This is a genomic window from Pseudomonas sp. LBUM1652 (assembly GCF_059716105.1).
Map to the genome: position 1 here is coordinate 3,113,713 of NZ_CP166804.1, position 17,051 is coordinate 3,130,763.

17 protein-coding genes are annotated in these 17,051 nt (G+C 59.4%); 8 read left to right on the plus strand and 9 right to left on the minus strand.

The features are described from left to right. Positions 1-146 precede the first annotated feature (146 nt). Positions 147-1,187 (plus strand): Ldh family oxidoreductase, encoded by a 1,041-nt coding sequence (locus tag ACA069_RS14100; RefSeq protein WP_401267405.1) that lies wholly within the window; start codon positions 147-149, stop codon positions 1,185-1,187. 60 nt (positions 1,188-1,247) lie between these two features. Here the strand turns inward: ACA069_RS14100 and ACA069_RS14105 are convergent, their stop codons facing one another. Continuing rightward, on the minus strand, positions 1,248-1,565 hold the full coding sequence (locus tag ACA069_RS14105; RefSeq protein WP_187678344.1) for an ElaB/YgaM/YqjD family protein: 318 nt from the start codon (positions 1,563-1,565) through the stop codon (positions 1,248-1,250). Between the two features lie 154 nt (positions 1,566-1,719). Between ACA069_RS14105 and ACA069_RS14110 the strand changes: the two genes are divergently transcribed. Further along, complete coding sequence (locus tag ACA069_RS14110; RefSeq protein ID WP_187678345.1) at positions 1,720-1,974, plus strand: hypothetical protein; 255 nt, start codon at positions 1,720-1,722, stop codon at positions 1,972-1,974. A 7-nt stretch (positions 1,975-1,981) separates the two neighbouring features. Here the strand turns inward: ACA069_RS14110 and ACA069_RS14115 are convergent, their stop codons facing one another. Then, a complete protein-coding gene (locus tag ACA069_RS14115) occupies positions 1,982-2,896 on the minus strand; it encodes a LysR family transcriptional regulator (RefSeq protein ID WP_497618113.1) in 915 nt (304 codons plus the stop codon). Between the two features lie 84 nt (positions 2,897-2,980). On the opposite strand from ACA069_RS14115, the gene ACA069_RS14120 reads away from it, so the two are divergent. Beyond that, positions 2,981-3,904 (plus strand): carbon-nitrogen hydrolase family protein, encoded by a 924-nt coding sequence (locus ACA069_RS14120; protein WP_497618115.1) that lies wholly within the window; start codon positions 2,981-2,983, stop codon positions 3,902-3,904. Positions 3,905-4,018: 114 nt separating this feature from the next. On the opposite strand, the gene ACA069_RS14125 is transcribed toward ACA069_RS14120, so the two are convergent. The 4 genes from ACA069_RS14125 to ACA069_RS14140 form a co-directional block, all read right to left on the minus strand. Then, on the minus strand, positions 4,019-4,567 hold the full coding sequence (locus ACA069_RS14125) for a GNAT family N-acetyltransferase (RefSeq protein WP_497618117.1): 549 nt from the start codon (positions 4,565-4,567) through the stop codon (positions 4,019-4,021). Between the two features lie 53 nt (positions 4,568-4,620). Beyond that, entirely contained in the window at positions 4,621-5,094 is a 474-nt protein-coding gene (locus tag ACA069_RS14130) for an LEA/WHy family protein (RefSeq protein ID WP_497618119.1), read from the minus strand. Between the two features lie 66 nt (positions 5,095-5,160). Beyond that, positions 5,161-6,627 (minus strand): nucleobase:cation symporter-2 family protein, encoded by a 1,467-nt coding sequence (locus ACA069_RS14135; RefSeq protein ID WP_305443510.1) that lies wholly within the window; start codon positions 6,625-6,627, stop codon positions 5,161-5,163. Positions 6,628-6,809: 182 nt separating this feature from the next. Continuing rightward, complete coding sequence (locus ACA069_RS14140) at positions 6,810-7,703, minus strand: LysR family transcriptional regulator (protein WP_497618121.1); 894 nt, start codon at positions 7,701-7,703, stop codon at positions 6,810-6,812. 99 nt (positions 7,704-7,802) lie between these two features. Here ACA069_RS14140 and ACA069_RS14145 point away from each other — a divergent pair, with 99 nt between their 5' ends. The 5 genes from ACA069_RS14145 to ACA069_RS14165 all read left to right on the plus strand — a co-directional run bounded on the left by ACA069_RS14145 (position 7,803) and on the right by ACA069_RS14165 (position 12,289). After that, complete coding sequence (locus ACA069_RS14145) at positions 7,803-8,894, plus strand: polyamine ABC transporter substrate-binding protein (RefSeq protein ID WP_497618123.1); 1,092 nt, start codon at positions 7,803-7,805, stop codon at positions 8,892-8,894. Between the two features lie 27 nt (positions 8,895-8,921). After that, on the plus strand, positions 8,922-9,881 hold the full coding sequence (gene speB / locus ACA069_RS14150) for an agmatinase (RefSeq protein WP_497618125.1): 960 nt from the start codon (positions 8,922-8,924) through the stop codon (positions 9,879-9,881). A gap of 93 nt (positions 9,882-9,974) precedes the next feature. After that, a complete protein-coding gene (zapE, locus tag ACA069_RS14155) occupies positions 9,975-11,093 on the plus strand; it encodes a cell division protein ZapE (RefSeq protein ID WP_497618127.1) in 1,119 nt (372 codons plus the stop codon). Positions 11,094-11,110: 17 nt separating this feature from the next. Further along, entirely contained in the window at positions 11,111-11,692 is a 582-nt protein-coding gene (locus ACA069_RS14160; RefSeq protein ID WP_489879853.1) for a DinB family protein, read from the plus strand. Positions 11,693-11,791: 99 nt separating this feature from the next. Beyond that, positions 11,792-12,289, plus strand: coding sequence for a GNAT family N-acetyltransferase (locus ACA069_RS14165; RefSeq protein ID WP_187678356.1), 498 nt, complete (start codon positions 11,792-11,794; stop codon positions 12,287-12,289). Between the two features lie 85 nt (positions 12,290-12,374). On the opposite strand, the gene ACA069_RS14170 is transcribed toward ACA069_RS14165, so the two are convergent. From ACA069_RS14170 to ACA069_RS14180, 3 genes are all read right to left on the minus strand, one after another. Further along, positions 12,375-12,584, minus strand: coding sequence for a hypothetical protein (locus tag ACA069_RS14170; protein WP_497618130.1), 210 nt, complete (start codon positions 12,582-12,584; stop codon positions 12,375-12,377). Positions 12,585-12,723: 139 nt separating this feature from the next. Beyond that, complete coding sequence (locus tag ACA069_RS14175; RefSeq protein ID WP_497618132.1) at positions 12,724-14,970, minus strand: TonB-dependent siderophore receptor; 2,247 nt, start codon at positions 14,968-14,970, stop codon at positions 12,724-12,726. Between the two features lie 146 nt (positions 14,971-15,116). Further along, on the minus strand, positions 15,117-16,865 hold the full coding sequence (locus tag ACA069_RS14180) for a phosphoethanolamine transferase CptA (protein WP_497618134.1): 1,749 nt from the start codon (positions 16,863-16,865) through the stop codon (positions 15,117-15,119). Positions 16,866-17,051 lie beyond the last annotated feature (186 nt).

Here is a 17,051-nt window from a genome sequence, read left to right on the forward strand (position 1 = left end):
CGAGGTGGTAGATAGTTATCGCTTGGCAAGTGTTGCAGGCATCGCTGCCGTCGAAGGGTTGACAGGGGGCGGGGGCGGCGTGGTTAATCGCTGGGCAAGTTGTCCGTACGCTGTTGTTCCCTCCAATAATCATTCTGGAGCTTCAGATGTCTGCGCCACACAATTCTGTGTCTTCTGCTGTCTCGTCCTCGTTAACCCTCGAAGCGCTGACGCAAATGCTTGAAACGATTTTTCTGCGCCATGGCACGTCCACCGAAGTCGCCCAGGTGCTGGCCGCCAACTGCGCCGGAGCCGAACGCGATGGCGCCCACAGCCATGGCGTGTTCCGGATTCCTGGCTACGTCTCGACCCTTAACAGCGGCTGGGTCAACGGGCACGCCGTGCCTCAGGTTGAAGATGTTGCCAGCGGGTTTGTGCGTGTCGATGCCGGCAATGGTTTTGCCCAGCCTGCGTTGGCAGCTGCGCGGCCTTTGCTGGTGGAAAAGGCGCGTAGCGCCGGGATCGCCGTGTTGGCGATTCGCAACTCGCATCACTTTGCCGCGCTGTGGCCGGATGTCGAGCCTTTCGCCGATGAAGGACTGGTGGCGCTCAGTGTCGTCAACAGCATGACCTGCGTAGTGCCACACGGCGCCGATCGCCCCTTGTTCGGGACCAATCCGATTGCCTTTGCCGCGCCACGGGCCGGTGCCGCGCCGATTGTCTTTGATCTGGCGACCAGTGCCATCGCCCATGGCGACGTGCAGATTGCTGCGCGCAAAGGCGAAAGACTGGCGCCCGGGATGGGCGTGGACAGCCTTGGTCAGCCGACCCAGGACCCCAAGGCAATTCTTGAAGGCGGGGCGTTGTTGCCGTTTGGCGGCCACAAGGGCTCGGCGCTGTCGATGATGGTTGAGCTGTTGGCGGCGGCGTTGACCGGCGGCAATTTTTCTTTTGAATTCGATTGGTCAAACCATCCCGGTGCGAAAACACCGTGGACCGGGCAATTGCTGATCGTGATCGACCCGAGCAAGGCGGCCGGGCAGGGTTTTGCCGAGCGCAGTGAGGAACTGGTGCGGCAGATGCACGGGGTTGGGCTTAAACGATTGCCGGGTGATCGTCGGCATTTGCAGCGGGCGAAGTCGCAGGTCGAGGGTGTCGTGCTGGATGAACAGACACTGGTGCAGTTGCGGGAACTGGCCGGTTATTGAGTTTTCCGCAGACATGAAAAAGGCGAGCCAACAGGCTCGCCTTTTTTATTACGCTGAGGCTCAGCGACGGCCAAGCAACAAGCCGACCACCAGACCGAAACCGGCGGAGATCGCCACGGTCTGCCAAGGATGACCGCCGATGTAGCTTTCGGTGGCCTCGACAGCGGGTTTGGTACGGTCGCGCACGCTGGAGACCGAATCCAGCGCCTGTTGCAGCTTCAGGGCGATTTGCCCGCGCAGGCTCTCCGCTTCTTCGCCGACCAGTGATGCGCTGCTCTTGAGCAGTTTGTCCGACTCTTCGATCAGAGCCTGAAGTTCGCTGAAGGCTTGATCCTTGATTTGTTCTTCGGCGGCTTGCACGGCGGATTTCCGGGCCATTGGGTGACTCCTTGCAGTTGAATGGACAGTGATCAATGGAGTGTGGCGCTTTGTAAAAAGTTGCACTGAATTTAGGTCAGGAATAAAAACCTGCGCGGGAGATTTCCGTCGAGCGTGTAAGATGTCGCCATTTTACGCAGCAGGATAATTCCCCATGAGTTTCAATCTGGCCGACAAATCCCTCGCAGAGCGCGCCGCGCTGGAAGACGAGAAATCCCGTCTGTTCGAACTCTGGCAGAACAATCTGGGCAAAGCCAAAGGTGAAGCCGCGCGCTTGTTCGGCGAACGCGCCAAGCGCAAGGGCAAATGGGCCGAGTGGGTGCGCGCGGAACTGGACGGCATGTCGCCGCCGGAGTTTGCCAACATGGTGCGCAGTGAAATCAATCGTTTGATGGCGGCGAGCAAGTAACGCCGTTTCAGCCCTGGGTGAAGCACGCGACAATCGCCTCGCGAACCTTCACCACCACCGGATCGATCTGCGTGCTGGTGCGCCAGCCCAGTTCGATCGGGTAGCGCGGCAAGGCCAGCGGGCAGGGCAGCAGCGTCAGCCCGTTGAGCGCGGCGATGCTCTCGGCGGCATGCGTCGGAATCGTCGCCACGGCCTGGCTGCCCTTTAGCAAATACGGCAACGCAGCAAAATGCGTGGTCGAGGCGCACACCCGGCGACTCAAGCCCAACGCCGCCAGCCCTTCATCGGTGATCCCGATAAAACCACCCGACGACACCAGCAGGTGATCGCGGGCGACGAACTCCTCCAGATCGATCTGCTGCTGGCCGGGCGCAAGGCTCGCCGGGTCCACCAGGCACGCATAGCCCCCTTCACCCAACACCTGACGGCTGAGCAAGCGTTCGGCAAACCCGCCGGCGGTGATTGCCAGATCGATGCTGCGCTCCATCAGTGCGCGAGCGACGATCTGGCTGTGGGTCTGGCGGAAGATCAGCCGCAGTTTCGGTGCGCTGCGGGCGAGTTCCTCGATCAACCGTCGGCCATAGGCAATTTCGAAGTCGTCCGATAGCCCTACGGTGACTGAACGACCGTCGTAGTGATTGGCCGCCGGATCAATCATCGCCAGGCTCTGCCGGCATTTGTTCAGTGCATCGCTGACCACCGGTTTCAACTGATTGGCCTTGAGCGTCGGCGCCAGTCCGCGTCCGGTGCGCACGAACAATTGATCGCCATAGACATCCCGCAAACGCCGCAGCGCCGCACTGACCGCCGATTGCGTCACGCCAAGGCGCAGTGCGGCGCGGCTGGCGCTGGATTCTTCATGTAACGCTTCGAAGACTTTCAGCAGGTTGAGGTCGACTTCGGCGATATTCATATGGCTCATATCATTCAGCAGTGATCGGGTCTTTATTCATGATCGCTGTGCGCTGGAGAATCAGCAACACTTGATACTGACGGAGTCATTGTGATGCCAAAATCAATTGTTGCAGCGCTGCAGATCGGTGCCTTGCCCGGTGGCAAGGGCGAAACCCTGGAGCAGATTCTGAGCTGGGAAGCGGCGATCATCGAGTCCGGCGCGGCATTGGTGGTGATGCCGGAAGCGTTGCTCGGCGGTTATCCGAAAGGTGAGGGATTCGGCACGCAACTGGGTTATCGACTGCCGGAAGGGCGCGAAGCATTTGCGCGGTATTTTGCCAATGCCATTGATGTGCCGGGTGCGGAAACCGAAGCGCTGGCCGGTTTGTCGGCCCGCACCGGGGCCAATCTGGTGATTGGCGTGATCGAGCGTGCCGGCAGCACCCTGTATTGCACGGCGTTGTACTTCGATCCGCAGGGCGGTCTGGTCGCCAAACACCGCAAACTGATGCCCACCGGCACGGAGCGGTTGATCTGGGGCAAGGGCGACGGTTCGACGTTGCCGGTGCTCGACACGCAGGTCGGTAAGCTTGGCGCGGTGGTGTGCTGGGAAAACATGATGCCGTTGCTGCGCACGGCGATGTACGCAAAGGGCATTGAAGTCTGGTGCGCGCCGACCGTGGATGAGCGCGAGATGTGGCAGGTCAGCATGCGCCATATCGCCCATGAGGGACGCTGTTTTGTGGTCAGTGCTTGTCAGGTGCAGGCATCGCCAGATGAACTGGGGGTGGAGATTGCCAATTGGCCAGCGGATCGACCTTTGATTGCCGGGGGGAGCGTGATTGTCGGGCCAATGGGCGATGTGCTGGCGGGGCCGTTGCGCGGGGAGGCGGGGTTGCTCACGGCTGCAATCGATACCGACGAATTGATCCGCGCTCGCTACGATTACGACGTGGTCGGCCACTATGCGCGGCCGGATGTCTTCGAATTGTCTGTGGACGAACGCGCCAAGCCGGGTGTGCGTTTCAACACATAATTCCTGTCACTTGAAACCCTGTAGGAGCTGCCGAAGGCTGCGATCTTTTGATCTTTTTTTTTACAATCAAGGTCAAAAGATCGCAGCCTTCGGCAGCTCCTACAGGGGCGGGGTTCAGTGTTGAGTGCTCTGCCATTCCTCACGAGTGATTTCCCAGATTTCCCGAGGAAGTCGGCCGCTGACAAAGTTGTCTTCATCGGTACGTATCAAGCGCATCCCCGCACGCTCGGAGAGTCTGCGCGAGCCAATATTCGGTGCCGCTTTCGGCACACGCATCAGCGGGCGGTCGAGGGTTTTGAACCAGTAGTCAGTCACCGCCACACAGGCTTCGGTCATCAGGCCCTGGCCTTGCCACGCCGGCGCGAGCCAGAATCCACGGTTGTTGTCCTGTTGATCCATCAGGCTGATATTGCCGATCAACTGCTGCGGCGAGGCCTTCAGGCGAATCGACCAATGCCACTCCTTGCCAGCCACCATCGCTGGCAGCGCCATGTCACGCAAATAGGTGAGGGCGCCATCTTCCGGGTAGGGCCAAGGGACAGCGGCGTTGAGGTATCTCACCACTTCCCAGTGCGCAAACTGTTGCTGTACGGCCTCGGCATCTGCCAATTGCAAAGGGCGCAGGATCAGCCGTTCGGTATACAGCGTGGGTGTGTCTTCCATAAACCTGCGGCCTCCATGAGTGTCTTTGATAGACGTGCGAAGCTAACGCATTTTTACCAGGTCGCGGCGCTGGCCTTGGGCAGGCTGAGCTTGCCGCTGTCGGTAAAGCGCATGGTGCCGAACAGCCCGCCGGCGAGTTTGCCACGCAGCACGTAGGGCAGGTTTTCGAGGGTCTGCGTCTGGCTCAGGCCGAGGGTCTGGCGTAGCACGGAGAATGCGGAAACGCTGACCGGAACGCTGACGATGGCTTCAGAGAAACGCCCGATGGTGCCGCTCTGATCGCTCACGCCCGAGGCCAGCGAGTGGCCGTTGACTTCCAGATCCAGGGCGATGCCGTTGTAGTCGATGGCGGTTTCGTTGGGGTTCTGCACGCGCAGCTTGATGGCGAAACGCACTTCAAGATCCTGGCTGGTCAATGGCTCAATGCCGACCACATTGATATTCACCGGATCGCGATTGGGGAACAGCGCACAGGCACTGAGGGACAACAGCAGTAGCGACAGGATGACGGCTTGCAGACGGCGCATAAACAGTCTCTCAACAAAAAAGGGCTGAACCGTTACCGGCGCAGCCCTTTTTCGCAGGCGTCGCTTTTAACGGTTCAACTGTGCGACAGCCGCTGGCGAGGCAGGTTCACCTTTGGCCGGGACATCCGGGTTTTCCATGACCTGAAGAATAGAGGCTTCCGGGTCGAAGTCGTCTTCTTCCAGTTCGATGAATTCTTCCGGCAGGAAGATGTTCAGCACGATAGCGCACAACGCCCCGACGGTGATTGGCGATTCGAAGATGTTACGCAGCGCTTGTGGCAGCTCGCGCAGGACTTCCGGCACGGCGGCAATGCCCAGGCCCATACCCAGGGAAATCGCCACGATCAGCATGTTGCGTCGATGCAGGCCAGCCTCGGCGAGGATCTTGATTCCGGCCACGGCGACGGTGCCGAACATCACCAGTTCCGCGCCGCCGAGTACCGGTTTCGGCATCAGTTGCAGCACCGCACCGATCATCGGGAACAACCCCAACACCACCAGCAGACCAGCGATAAAGAAAGCGACGTAGCGGCTGGCCACGCCGGTCAACTGAATCACGCCGTTGTTCTGCGCAAAAGTCACCATCGGCATGCTGTTGAATACGGCGGCCATGGCCGAGTTGAGACCGTCGGCGAGCAGCCCGGACTTGATCCGGCGGATGTACAACGGACCTTTGACCGGTTGCCGGGAAATCATCGAGTTGGCGGTCAGATCACCGGCAGCTTCCAGCGGCGACACGAGGAAGATCACCGCCACCGGCACGAACGCCACCCAATCGAAATTGAAGCCGTACTTGAACGGCACCGGCACGCTGACCAGAGGCACTTCAGGCAGGCTGGCAAAATCCACGGTGCCCATCAGCCACGCGACCACGTAGCCGAGGGTCAGGCCGATCACAATCGCGCCCAACCGCAGGAACGGCACGTCGACGCGGTTCAACACCACGATGGTGCCGAGCACCAGCGCTGCCAGAAATACATGGCTGGCCGCGCCCAGATCGGCCGCACCGAAACCGCCGGCAATGTCGGTCATCGCCACTTTGATCAGCGACAGGCCCATCAACGTAATGATCGTGCCCGTGACCACCGGGGTGATCAGCATGCGCAGCTTGCCGATGAACTGGCTCAGCACCACTTCAATGAATGCTGCGAAAAAGCACACGCCAAAAATTGTCGAGAGGATTTCATCGGTGCCGCCACCGCGAGCCTTGACCATGAAACCGGCGCTGAGAATCACGCTGATAAAGGAGAAACTCGTGCCTTGCAGGCACAACAACCCCGAGCCGACCGGGCCGAACCGCTTGGCCTGCACGAAGGTGCCGAGTCCGGAAACGAACAGCGCCATGCTGATCAGGTAAGGGATTTCACTTTGCAGGCCGAGGGCGCCGCCCATGATCAGGGTCGGAGTGATGATGCCGACGAAGCTCGCCAACACGTGTTGCAGCGCGGCAAACACGGTAGCAGTGAGGTGCGGACGGTCGTTGAGGCCGTAGATCAGATCGTTGTTGCGTGGGGCTTTTTCAGAGGCGGTCATGGTGATTTGCGTGCCGTGAGGCGGGGCCGGGTCAGAAAATGGAGGCGCAGAATGCCGGAAGAGGGCGGCGAGGGCAACGCAATAAAACTGCCTGAAAGGTCAGGTTTTATTGGTCGAGGAAGGTTTATCCCTCTGTAGGCGCTGCCGAAGGCTCGGGCCGCGTTCGGACGATCTTTTAATCTTCATGCAAACGCAGCAAGCAAATCCTCTTCAAAGGCAATCTGCGCATCCCCGGGTACCTGCGCCCGGTGCCGAGCCAGATGAAACGCCACGTCAAAACTCAACTCGCCTTCGCGCACGGGACGCAACAAGCCCTTTTCCTGCCAGCCACGCGCATAGTGATCGGGTAGATAACCGACATGTTTGCCCGACAAAATAAACGCCAGTGTGCCCTCGACCTGCTCCGAACGCGCCGAGCAGTGTTTTCCCTGAAACGGCTCATCAAACCGCAAAAACCGATACGGATGATCGACCCGGTCACAGGCCTCGATCGCGGCATCACTGGGCGCAATGTCCGTGAACAACGGATGACCCGGCGCGCAATACAAGTGCTGTGTCTCGCAGAACAACTGGCGGTAGTCGAACGCGCTTTGCACCTGCGAGAAATAGCCGATCGCCAGATCCAGCCGCTGTTGCAATAGCAAACGCTCCATTTCGCCGGGCATGGCGCTGATCAACTCGATGCGCACCGATTCATCCCGTTCCCGGAAGCGGCGGATGGCTTCGGCCACCCGTTGCAACACCGATTGGTCGACCGCTTCGGAAATACCGAGGCGCACTTCACCGATCAAACGCCCGGCGACGCCGTTGGATTGATGGCGGAAGGTTTCAATCGATTCGAACAGGGTGCGAACAGCGATCAGCAGTTGCTCGCCCTTGGGCGTAACACTGAAACCGCCCTTGCCACGGCTGCACAGGCGATAGCCGAGGCGAGTTTCCAGTTTGGCCATTTGTTGGCTGATGCTCGACTGGCTCAAGCCCAGTTCGCCTTGCGCTGCACTGAACCCGCCGCACTCGACCACCCGGACGAACAGGCGCAACAGCTGCAGGTCGACATCGTGAAGCTGCCCGAGCATCACATTACTCCGCAATAAAGTCAGGTTAATAAACTTGGAATTTTGCCAATGTATCCGAGCGCGCATTCTGTCACCACTTCCTCCGGTCAGGTGTTCGTCATGGCTCCCGTGTTCAAGCTGTGTTTTCCCGCGCTGTTGCTGTCCGTAGTCATCAATGCTCAGGCCGAGGACAAAACCCTCAATCTCTATAGTTGGGCCGACTACGTGCCGCCGCAGACCTTGCAGCGCTTCGAGCAGGAAACCGGCATCCACGTGCGCTACGACACGTTCGATAGCTCTGAGGTGCTGGAAACCAAGTTGCTCACCGGCGGTAGCGGTTACGACGTTGTCGTGCCGTCCTCCAGCGTATTGGCCCGTGGGCTGGCGGCCGGAGCACTAAAAGAGATTCCTCACGATGGACTCAAGGGCTACGCCAACCTTGACCCGGATCTGCTAAAGAAACTCGCCGCCGTTGATCCTGGCAATCGCTACGGCGTGCCTTATACCTGGGGCACGCTCGGTCTGGGCATCAACGTCGAGGCGGTAAAACAACGTCTGCCAGACGTGCCGTTGAACAGCCTCGACTTACTGTTCAAGCCTGAATATGCGAGCAAGCTCAAGGACTGCGGCATCGCGATGCTCGATTCTCCGCAGGAAGTCATCGGGCTGGCGCTGCACTACCTCGGTAAAGATCCCTACAGCACCGACAAGCAGGATCTGGCCGCCGCCGAGGCGTTGTTACAGAAACTTCAGCCATCGGTGCTCTATGTTGCGACCGGGCGCCAGATCAACGATCTGGCCAGCGGCAATGTGTGCCTGGCGCTGACGTACAACGGTGACGCGAGCATGGCGGCCGATCAGGCGCGCAAGGCCAACAAACCGTACGAAGTCGCCTACCGCATTCCAAGGGAAGGCACGCTGATCTGGCAGGACAACCTGGCGATCCCAAAAGACGCGCCCCATCCCGAGGCGGCGCGGGCGTTCATCGAGTTCATGCTGCGCCCCGATTCGGTGGCCGAACTGACCAACACACTATTTTTTGCCAACGCCAATCAGGCCGCGACACCGCTGGTTGATGCGGCGGTGCGCAACGATCCGGATATCTACCCACCGACCGACGTGCGCGAACGGCTCTACGCCGACCGCAGCATGAACCTCAAGGACATGCGTCAGCGCACGCGTCTGTGGACCACTTTCCGTAGCCATCAATAACTCATCAATAACAACAGGAGCACACCGATGGATCAGCCCATGCTCAATGACCAGGCCCTGACCCGTGACAGCCTGTTCGGCACTGCCGCCGAAAGCACCTACGCCGGGATCACCAGTTTCATGCGCCGCCGCTATAGTCGTGACTTGCGCGGTGTCGACGTGGCGGTCAGCGGCGTGCCGTTCGACACCGCCACCAGCAACCGTCCGGGCGCGCGCTTCGGGCCACGGGGGATTCGCGCAGCGTCCAGCGGCATTGCCTGGGAACGCCACTGGCCGTGGGCATTTGATCCGTTCGATCATCTGGCAGTGATCGATTACGGCGATTGCGATTTCGATTACGGCTCGCCGCACACCATCCCGGAAAGCATTGAGGCCCACGCTGAATATATTCTCAGTGCCGGCAGCGCCATGCTCACGTTCGGTGGCGACCACTTCATCAGCTATCCGCTGCTCAAGGCCCACGCACGCAAGCACGGCACGCTGTCGCTGATCCACTTCGATGCGCACAGCGATACCTGGCCGGACGAGGAGGGTAAACGAGTCGATCATGGCACCATGTTCTGGCATGCCGCGCGGGAAGGTTTGGTAGACCCGGCGCGTTCGGTGCAGATCGGTTTGCGCACCACCAACGATGATCATCAGGGCTTTCAGGTACTCGACGCCCGACAGGTGCATCGGCAAGGCTGCGAGGCGATTGTCGAGGCGATCCGGGCACGGGTGGGCGAGAACCCGGTGTACCTGACATTCGACATCGACTGCCTTGACCCGGCTTTTGCCCCGGGGACCGGAACGCCGGTGTGCGGCGGATTGAGCACCGTGCAAGCGCTGGAAATTCTCGGCGGCCTGCGCGGTATTAATCTGGTGGGCATGGACGTAGTGGAAGTTGCGCCGGCCTACGATCACGCGGAAGTCACCTCGCTTGCGGCGGCGACATTGGCCATGGAAATGCTCTGCCTCTACGCCGCCAGGCACAAAGTCGATCTCTGAAGCCCACAAAAACCTGTGTAGGAGCTGCCGAAGGCTCGGGCAGCTCCTATAGGGGATGTTTGGGCTGCAGGGCATCGTGGCATACTGCCGCGCATGACTTTCGACTCCCCGCTAAGCGCCTGGCAGCACGCCATCGAACACAAGGGTTTCATCCAGGATGAGGCTCAGGAGCATGCCGTCTGGGCGCTGCAAAAATGCCACGAAGCCTTGCACTCCGGCGCTCGTTCGATCACCGGGGTGTATTTGTGGGGGCCGGTCGGGCGCGGCAAGACCTGGCTGATGGATCAGTTCTATCAGAGCCTGCGGGTGCCGGCGCGGCGTCAGCATTTCCATCACTTCATGGGCTGGGTGCACCAACGTTCATTCCAGTTGACCGGGATCGCCGATCCCTTGCGCGCATTGGCCAAAGAGCTGGCGGCAGAGGTGCGGGTACTCTGCTTCGACGAACTGTTCGTCAACGACATCGGCGATGCGATCATTCTCGGGCGATTGTTTCAGGTGATGTTCGACGAAGGCGTGGTGGTGGTCTGTACGTCCAACCTGCCACCGGATGATTTGTACGCCGACGGCTTCAATCGCGACCGTTTCGTCCCGGCGATCGCCGCGATCAAGGCGCATATGCAAGTGGTCGCGGTGAACGGCGCCGAGGATCATCGTTTGCATCCGGGGGCGATCCAGCAGCGCTACTTTGTTGCCGCTCCCGAGGGCGTCAGTGCATTAGATGAAGTCTTTAAAGCGCTGACGTCCGGGCAATCGTCCAGCACCGAGCCGGTGCCGGTTGGCCATCGCGTGCTGAAGGTGGTGCAGGCCAGTGAAACCGTACTGTGGTGCCGTTACGCTGATCTGTGCGAGCAACCGTTTGCCGCGATGGATTTCATCGCACTGTGCGACATCTATCGGGCTATTCTTTTGAGCGACGTGCCGAACCTCAGCGCACAGAAGCGCGAAGGGCGCATCGCTCGCGGCACCGAAGACGGCGCCCAGCGGGTGATGGCGGGTGATCGTGAATTGCCGCAGTTGTCGGTTCACGACGATGGCGTCCGGCGGTTCATCGCGCTGGTCGACGAGTGCTACGACCGCAAGGTACCGCTGTACATCGAGGCACACGTGCTCATGGACGCGCTGTACACCGAGGGCTATCTGGAATTCCCGTTCCGGCGGACCCTCAGCCGTTTGCAAGAGATGCAGTTGCAGCGCTTTGCCGAAGCTTGAGTGAAGAGGGTGCATACATGACTCAGCCGCTATCCCATCATCTGCTGACCATGGCTTACCAGAATGCCTGGGCCAATCACCGCTTGGCCAAGGCATGGACGCAACTCGACGACGCAGCACTGACAGCGCCACGGGTGAGTTTCTTTCCCGGCATCCGCCTGACCCTCAATCACATCCTGACGTGCGACTGGTTCTACGTGGATGCGCTGGAGCGCGAGTTGCGCGGTGATGAGCCACACCCGGACTGTTATGTGTTTTTCAACGCTGACGAACCGTTTACCGACGCTGCTCGATTGCGCGAAGAACAGGCCCATGTAGACCGGAGGCTGATCGCTTATTGCGAGCAACTGCGCGATGCCGATCTTGGACGTATCGTGACCATCGCCCGCGATACCCCACAGCACGACAGTCGTCTGCGCATGCTTTCGCATCTGTTCGAGCACCAGATTCATCACCGTGGCCAGGTCCACGCGATGCTCAGTGATACATCGGTGGAGCCTCCGCAACTGGACGAGTTTTTCTGCGTAGGCGAGGCCGGATTACGAGCCGTGGATTTCGCTGAACTGGGCTGGACCGAGGAGCTGGTCTGGGGGCATTGATCTTTTGATTTTGCTTTTCGCATCACGCTCGCGCTAAGGTCGGAGAGCCTTTCAGCAAGCACTTTGCGCGTTGGGGCCTTTGTGTGTTTGGGGATGGAAATGGATTCCGCAGAAATTCTTGTGCTTCAAGCCAGTTACACCAATCCACTGCACGCCGAGGCCATCGGCGTGGTGCTCAATCACTATGCAGAAGACCCCATGGGCGGCGGTCACCCGATCGACCCTGAATTGCTGCGCCGGTTGCCTGAAGAACTGGCGCGGCGAGCACATGCATTCAGCGTGCTGGCGTTTGTCGGCGGCGAGCCGGCCGGGCTGGTGAACTGCTTCGAGGGCTTTTCCACCTTCGCCTGCAAGCCGTTGGTCAACGTCCACGATGTGGCGGTGATGAGCAAGTTTCGCGGTTTGGGGCTGAGTCAGAAAATGCTGCGCAAGGTCGAGGAAATCGCCCGGCAGCGCGGCTGCTGCAAGATCACTCTTGAAGTCTTGGAAGGCAATGCAATTGCGCAAAACGCCTACAGCAAGTTCGGCTTTGCGCCTGGCATGTTCGACCCGAATCACGGGCGCATGCTGTTCTGGATCAAGGATCTGCAGGCATAAAAAAGGCGCCCGAAAAGGGCGCCCAACTGTCATCTCCCCATCCTGCGCACAGTCGTGGGAGGTCCATCGGTTGCTCGATAAAAACTCAGTCGCGATAGGACTCGGTCACTTGCGCCGTCTGATCGGCTGGAACCCGGATTTCTTTCGCTTTGGCGTCGCTCGATTGCTCGCTTTGCGCGTGGTGTACCGGGAAGTTGTCGTAGTAATAGCGCATGCGTTCTGCGCCACCTTCGGCGAAGGCGCTGGTGGAACCAAGGGCGAGTAGCCCGGCAAGGATTGCAGTGGTGATTTTCATGGTGCCTCCTACTTAACAAGTGGGAGCCGTTCGTCCATGAAGCAGACTTCGGGAGGAAGTTTGTGCGGCGGGAATTAACTCGGGGTTAACACCTGCTGGAGGAGGGTTATCCCCCAACAGGTTCGGTCTTGCAGCGCTGTCAGAGCTTCCAGTCCAGACTCAACGTCACGGTTCGCGGATCGCCCCAGTACACGCCGTTGTAGAAACCGACGTTCTCGTAATACTTCTTGTCGAACAGGTTGTCGACGTTCAGCGAGGCCGAGAGGTTTTTGTCGATGGCATAGCGCGACATCAACTTGACCACGGTGTACGCGCCCTGGTTGATCCGGGTGCTTTCAGTGATGAACTTACCGGCTGCATCGCGACCGACGGGGCGTTTCGCATCGCCATAGATGCTGCTTTGCCAGTTCACCGCACCGCCCACGGTCAATGCCTGCCAGTTGCCCGGCAAACGATACGCCGTGGAAATGCGCAACAGGTTCAGCGGCGCTTTTTCATTGGTGCGCTGTTTATCGCCGTTTACCGAATGGGTGTAGGTGTAACCGGCAGTCATGTTCCAGCCGTCGAGGATTTCGCCGGAGACCTCGGCTTCGAAGCCGTTGACCTTGTTGCCCTTGCCGCCGGATTTGTAGAACTCTTCGCCAGTGGCCGGATCCGGCGGGACGGAATTGTCACGCTCGGCAACGTTCTCCTGCTTGCTCCAGAACAGCGCCGTTGCAACGTTCAGCCGCTCTTGCAGCAAGCTGCCCTTGAGCCCCACTTCGTAGTTGCTGCCAACCACCGGTTCCAGGTATTTGCGGCTGCTGTCGCGGTTGTTCTGCGGTTTGAAAATATCGGTGTAGCTGACGTAAGCGGTGTATTGCGGGGTCAAGTCGTAGAGCAGGCCGGCATAGGGGGTCCAGATGTCGTTCTGCTGCTGATGAGTCGTGTCAACGCGGGTCAGTTGCCGGTTATCGTCATAGTAGTAATCGGCATTTTTGCCTTCCCAACTGCCGTAACGACTGCCGATCACGGCATGCAAATCGTCAGTCAGGCTCAAGCGCGTGGCGATATAGCCGGCCTTTTGCCGGGTGCTGCCTCTTGAACCGGTCAAATCGCTGACGGTGTCGGGAAATTTGCCGATGTTGCCCATGTACTTCCAGTCGCGGATCTTGCCGTAATCGGCGGGAAGACTGCCGGTGAAGGTTTTCGGGGCATATGAGCGGTGTTCGGCTTCGCCATAACCGAGCATCAATTCGTGCTCGCGGCCGAGCAGCGAATAAGGACCAGAGACGTTGAAGTCATAGACGCTCATTTTCTGCGTGCCGATCATGTGCGAGGTGTAGGCGACCATGCCGCTGCGGTCAGCCTCGGGATAGCCGGCGCCGCCGTAGTAGATCTTGCCGTCGACATCGCTGGTGCGGTGGGTGTAGGCCGCTTTCACACGCCAGCCTCCCGCCAGTTCCTGATCCAGTGTGGCGAACGCGGTTTTGTCCTTGAGTGGCCAAGAGCTCCAGGACGTCGCCATGTTGGTCGAACGGCCCAGTTTTGCCTTGCTGCCGTCGGCATTCCAATAGGGCACGGTACCCCATGACGACCCTTGCACCTGTTTATCCTGATAGTCATAACCCACCGCCAGCACGGTGGAATCAGTCAAGTCTGCTTCAAGAATCCCGTAGCCGACCTCGCGTTGCAGCGCGTACTTGTCGCGGATCGACTGGCTGTCGCGATAGGCCATTACCGTGCGCCCACGCAGGCGGCCATCGAAGGCCAGCGGGCCGCCAACATCCACGTAGCTGTAGTAATTGTCGTAACTGCCGCCGCTGACCCCGGCCAGCGCCTGCCATTGCGCCGTCGGACGCTTGCGCACCATGTTGATGGTCGCCGAAGGATCGCCCGCGCCGGTGGTCAGGCCGGTTGCACCGCGAACCACTTCGATGCGGTCGTAAATGATGGTGTCGGCATCGGTCTTCATGCGATCGAAGGTGTTGAGCATTCCGTCGATCTGGAAGTTGGTGATCGAATAGCCGCGCGACGAATAGTTGACCCGATCCGAGTCAAGGTGCTGCACCACCACGCCAGTGGTCTGACCCATGGCCTCGGACAATGTACCGAGCTTGAAATCATCCATTTGCTGGCGGGTGACCACGGACACCGATTGCGGGGTTTCCTTGATCGACAGGTTCATCCGCGTCGCGGTGCTCATGGCACCGGTGGTGTAGGCGTCGGTGTTTTCGGTGTTGCTGCCAAGGCCTTGGGCGGTGACGCTGGTCGATGCCAGTTCCAACGCCGTGGCAGCAGGCTCCGACGGTTTTTCCGCTTCGGATTCCGCCAGCAGATCGGGGCTCAGTGCGGCGCCGCAGAGGCCGAGCGTGAGGGTCATGGAACGGGTAATGGGCGCGAACATCGCAGCCGACTCCTTGTCTTCGAGGGAAAAATTCCGTTTGTTCAAAGACGAAGCACAGTTCTGCGATTTAGTATCAAACGAGAAATATTGTTATTTGAAAATGTTGCAGGCATGAAAAAGGGGCCGGTTTCGGCCCCTTCGCGGTATTACTTTTGCGCGACATCCGCGGGTGCGGGTGAGGCGGGTTTCGGCTTCATCAGGCTGAAATCAATCAGCGCTCGCTGGTCAGCTTGATACGGGTCGCCGATCAGCAGTGGACGAACCTTGAAGCTGTCGCTCACCAGGCTCTTGCTGCGGTCCAGTTCATCGAAACTCAAACCGGCCATGTCGGCCCAGGTGTGGATCAGGTGCGAGCTGCTGTACGGTCGCTGCAGGTCGGCAGCGAAGTTCCAGTCATGGTTTTCCTTCCATTTCGGCGAGGCCCAGGCCATGAACGGAATGGTATACATCGGCGCCGTCGGTTTGTTTTCGTTACGCCCAAGGGTTTTGTGGCCGACCGAGTCGAACACGTCTTCACCGTGGTCAGAAAGATACAGCAGGAAACCGTTCGGATCGGATTTGGCGTAATCCTTGATCAGGCTCGACACGACAAAGTCGTTGTACAGCACGGCGTTGTCGTAGCTGTTGTAGGTCGGCACCTGGTCGTCACGCACGCCGGCCGGTACCCCGTTGCGGTCCTTGAACTTGTCGAAGGTCGGCGGATAACGGTACTGATAGCTCATGTGGGTGCCGAGCAGATGCACGACGATCAGCTTGCGCGGCGCCGCATCCGTCAGGGCCTTGTTGAACGGCTCGATCACGTCGCCATCGTACTGGGCGGCGTTCTGATTACGGTTGTTGTTCAGGTATACCTGCTCGTCAGCCTGCTCGGAGAAGGTCGTGAGCATGGTGTTGCGCTTGGTCATGGTCTGCTGGTTGGTGATCCAGAAGGTCTTGTACCCCGCCTGTTTCATCATGCTGACCAGCGAAGGCGTGGACAGGTACAGATCCGGATTTTCTTCGTCGGCGAACGTCAGTACTTGCTGCAACGCCTCGATGGTGTAAGGACGCGGGGTGACGACGTTGTCGAATACCGCCAGTTGATCCTTGAGTTTGTCCAGTTCCGGTGTGGTGTCGCGCTGGTAGCCGTACAGGCTCATGCGCTGGCGATTGGTCGACTCACCAATCACCAGCACCAGGGTCGATGGCTGATCGGCCGAGGCAGTCTTGAGGTTTTTCAGCGGCGGGATCTTGCTCGCACTGTGCAGCATGCCCTGCATGTCAGCCAGTGTGTCGAGATAACGGTGATACGCCACGGCCATTTGCCATGGCACGGCGGGCTCGATGCGGGTTTCGAACTTCTCGAAACCCTGAGCGAAGTTGCCCATGCGCAGGGTTTGCTTGACCAGCGGATAGCCGACCACCGCGATCACGATGGCGGCGGCAGCGACCATGGCGCGGCCACGGGGCATGTACACCGGGCGCAGGCGAGTCCACAGGAAATAGGCAAACGCGGTATGAGCGAGGAACGCCGGAACCATCCACCAGGCGAAGTACTGGGTCATGTACTCGCCGGCTTCGGACACGTTCGATTCGAACATGATGAAGATGACGCTCTGGGAAAACTCCTGCTGATAGATAAAGAAGTAGCCCAGGCTGGCCATCGAACAGGCCCACAGCACCAAACCGATTATGCCGGCAAGCAGTTTTGTGCGCTTGGGGAAGAGCAGCATCGGAGCCAGCCAGATCGCGCTCATCACGAACGCCTGACGGAACCCGGTGAAACCGGAGGTGCCGGTGATCTGAATCAGCAGTTGGGTAATACCCGAGAAGTACCAGAAGAACACAAACAGCCAGATAAAACCGGCCCAGTCGAAACCTGTCGCAGTCGTTTTGCTGCGTTTGAACAATGCCATTCGGCGCTCCAGCTCAATCGTTACTACCACCGCCGGGACATCCGTGAAGCCGACGAACGGAGGCCGTACGCGAGGGTACGGCCAGAATAGGGGCGGAGTATCACGAAGGGAATGTGAAAGTTTTGTTAATTACTGCCGAAGCGGCCAGAGGTGCAACATGACGGGAACAGCGTTTGCCATTCCCGG

What these genes read in the sequence shown, in the direction of transcription:
- ACA069_RS14100 (WP_401267405.1), top strand. Translation starts at nt 147, where the DNA reads ATGTCTGCGCCACACAATTCTGTGTCTTCTGCTGTCTCGTCCTCGTTA.
- ACA069_RS14105 (WP_187678344.1), bottom strand. Translation starts at nt 1,565, where the DNA reads ATGGCCCGGAAATCCGCCGTGCAAGCCGCCGAAGAACAAATCAAGGAT.
- ACA069_RS14110 (WP_187678345.1), top strand. Translation starts at nt 1,720, where the DNA reads ATGAGTTTCAATCTGGCCGACAAATCCCTCGCAGAGCGCGCCGCGCTG.
- ACA069_RS14115 (WP_497618113.1), bottom strand. Translation starts at nt 2,896, where the DNA reads ATGAGCCATATGAATATCGCCGAAGTCGACCTCAACCTGCTGAAAGTC.
- ACA069_RS14120 (WP_497618115.1), top strand. Translation starts at nt 2,981, where the DNA reads ATGCCAAAATCAATTGTTGCAGCGCTGCAGATCGGTGCCTTGCCCGGT.
- ACA069_RS14125 (WP_497618117.1), bottom strand. Translation starts at nt 4,567, where the DNA reads ATGGAAGACACACCCACGCTGTATACCGAACGGCTGATCCTGCGCCCT.
- ACA069_RS14130 (WP_497618119.1), bottom strand. Translation starts at nt 5,094, where the DNA reads ATGCGCCGTCTGCAAGCCGTCATCCTGTCGCTACTGCTGTTGTCCCTC.
- ACA069_RS14135 (WP_305443510.1), bottom strand. Translation starts at nt 6,627, where the DNA reads ATGACCGCCTCTGAAAAAGCCCCACGCAACAACGATCTGATCTACGGC.
- ACA069_RS14140 (WP_497618121.1), bottom strand. Translation starts at nt 7,703, where the DNA reads ATGCTCGGGCAGCTTCACGATGTCGACCTGCAGCTGTTGCGCCTGTTC.
- ACA069_RS14145 (WP_497618123.1), top strand. Translation starts at nt 7,803, where the DNA reads ATGGCTCCCGTGTTCAAGCTGTGTTTTCCCGCGCTGTTGCTGTCCGTA.
- speB (WP_497618125.1), top strand. Translation starts at nt 8,922, where the DNA reads ATGGATCAGCCCATGCTCAATGACCAGGCCCTGACCCGTGACAGCCTG.
- zapE (WP_497618127.1), top strand. Translation starts at nt 9,975, where the DNA reads ATGACTTTCGACTCCCCGCTAAGCGCCTGGCAGCACGCCATCGAACAC.
- ACA069_RS14160 (WP_489879853.1), top strand. Translation starts at nt 11,111, where the DNA reads ATGACTCAGCCGCTATCCCATCATCTGCTGACCATGGCTTACCAGAAT.
- ACA069_RS14165 (WP_187678356.1), top strand. Translation starts at nt 11,792, where the DNA reads ATGGATTCCGCAGAAATTCTTGTGCTTCAAGCCAGTTACACCAATCCA.
- ACA069_RS14170 (WP_497618130.1), bottom strand. Translation starts at nt 12,584, where the DNA reads ATGAAAATCACCACTGCAATCCTTGCCGGGCTACTCGCCCTTGGTTCC.
- ACA069_RS14175 (WP_497618132.1), bottom strand. Translation starts at nt 14,970, where the DNA reads ATGTTCGCGCCCATTACCCGTTCCATGACCCTCACGCTCGGCCTCTGC.
- ACA069_RS14180 (WP_497618134.1), bottom strand. Translation starts at nt 16,865, where the DNA reads ATGGCATTGTTCAAACGCAGCAAAACGACTGCGACAGGTTTCGACTGG.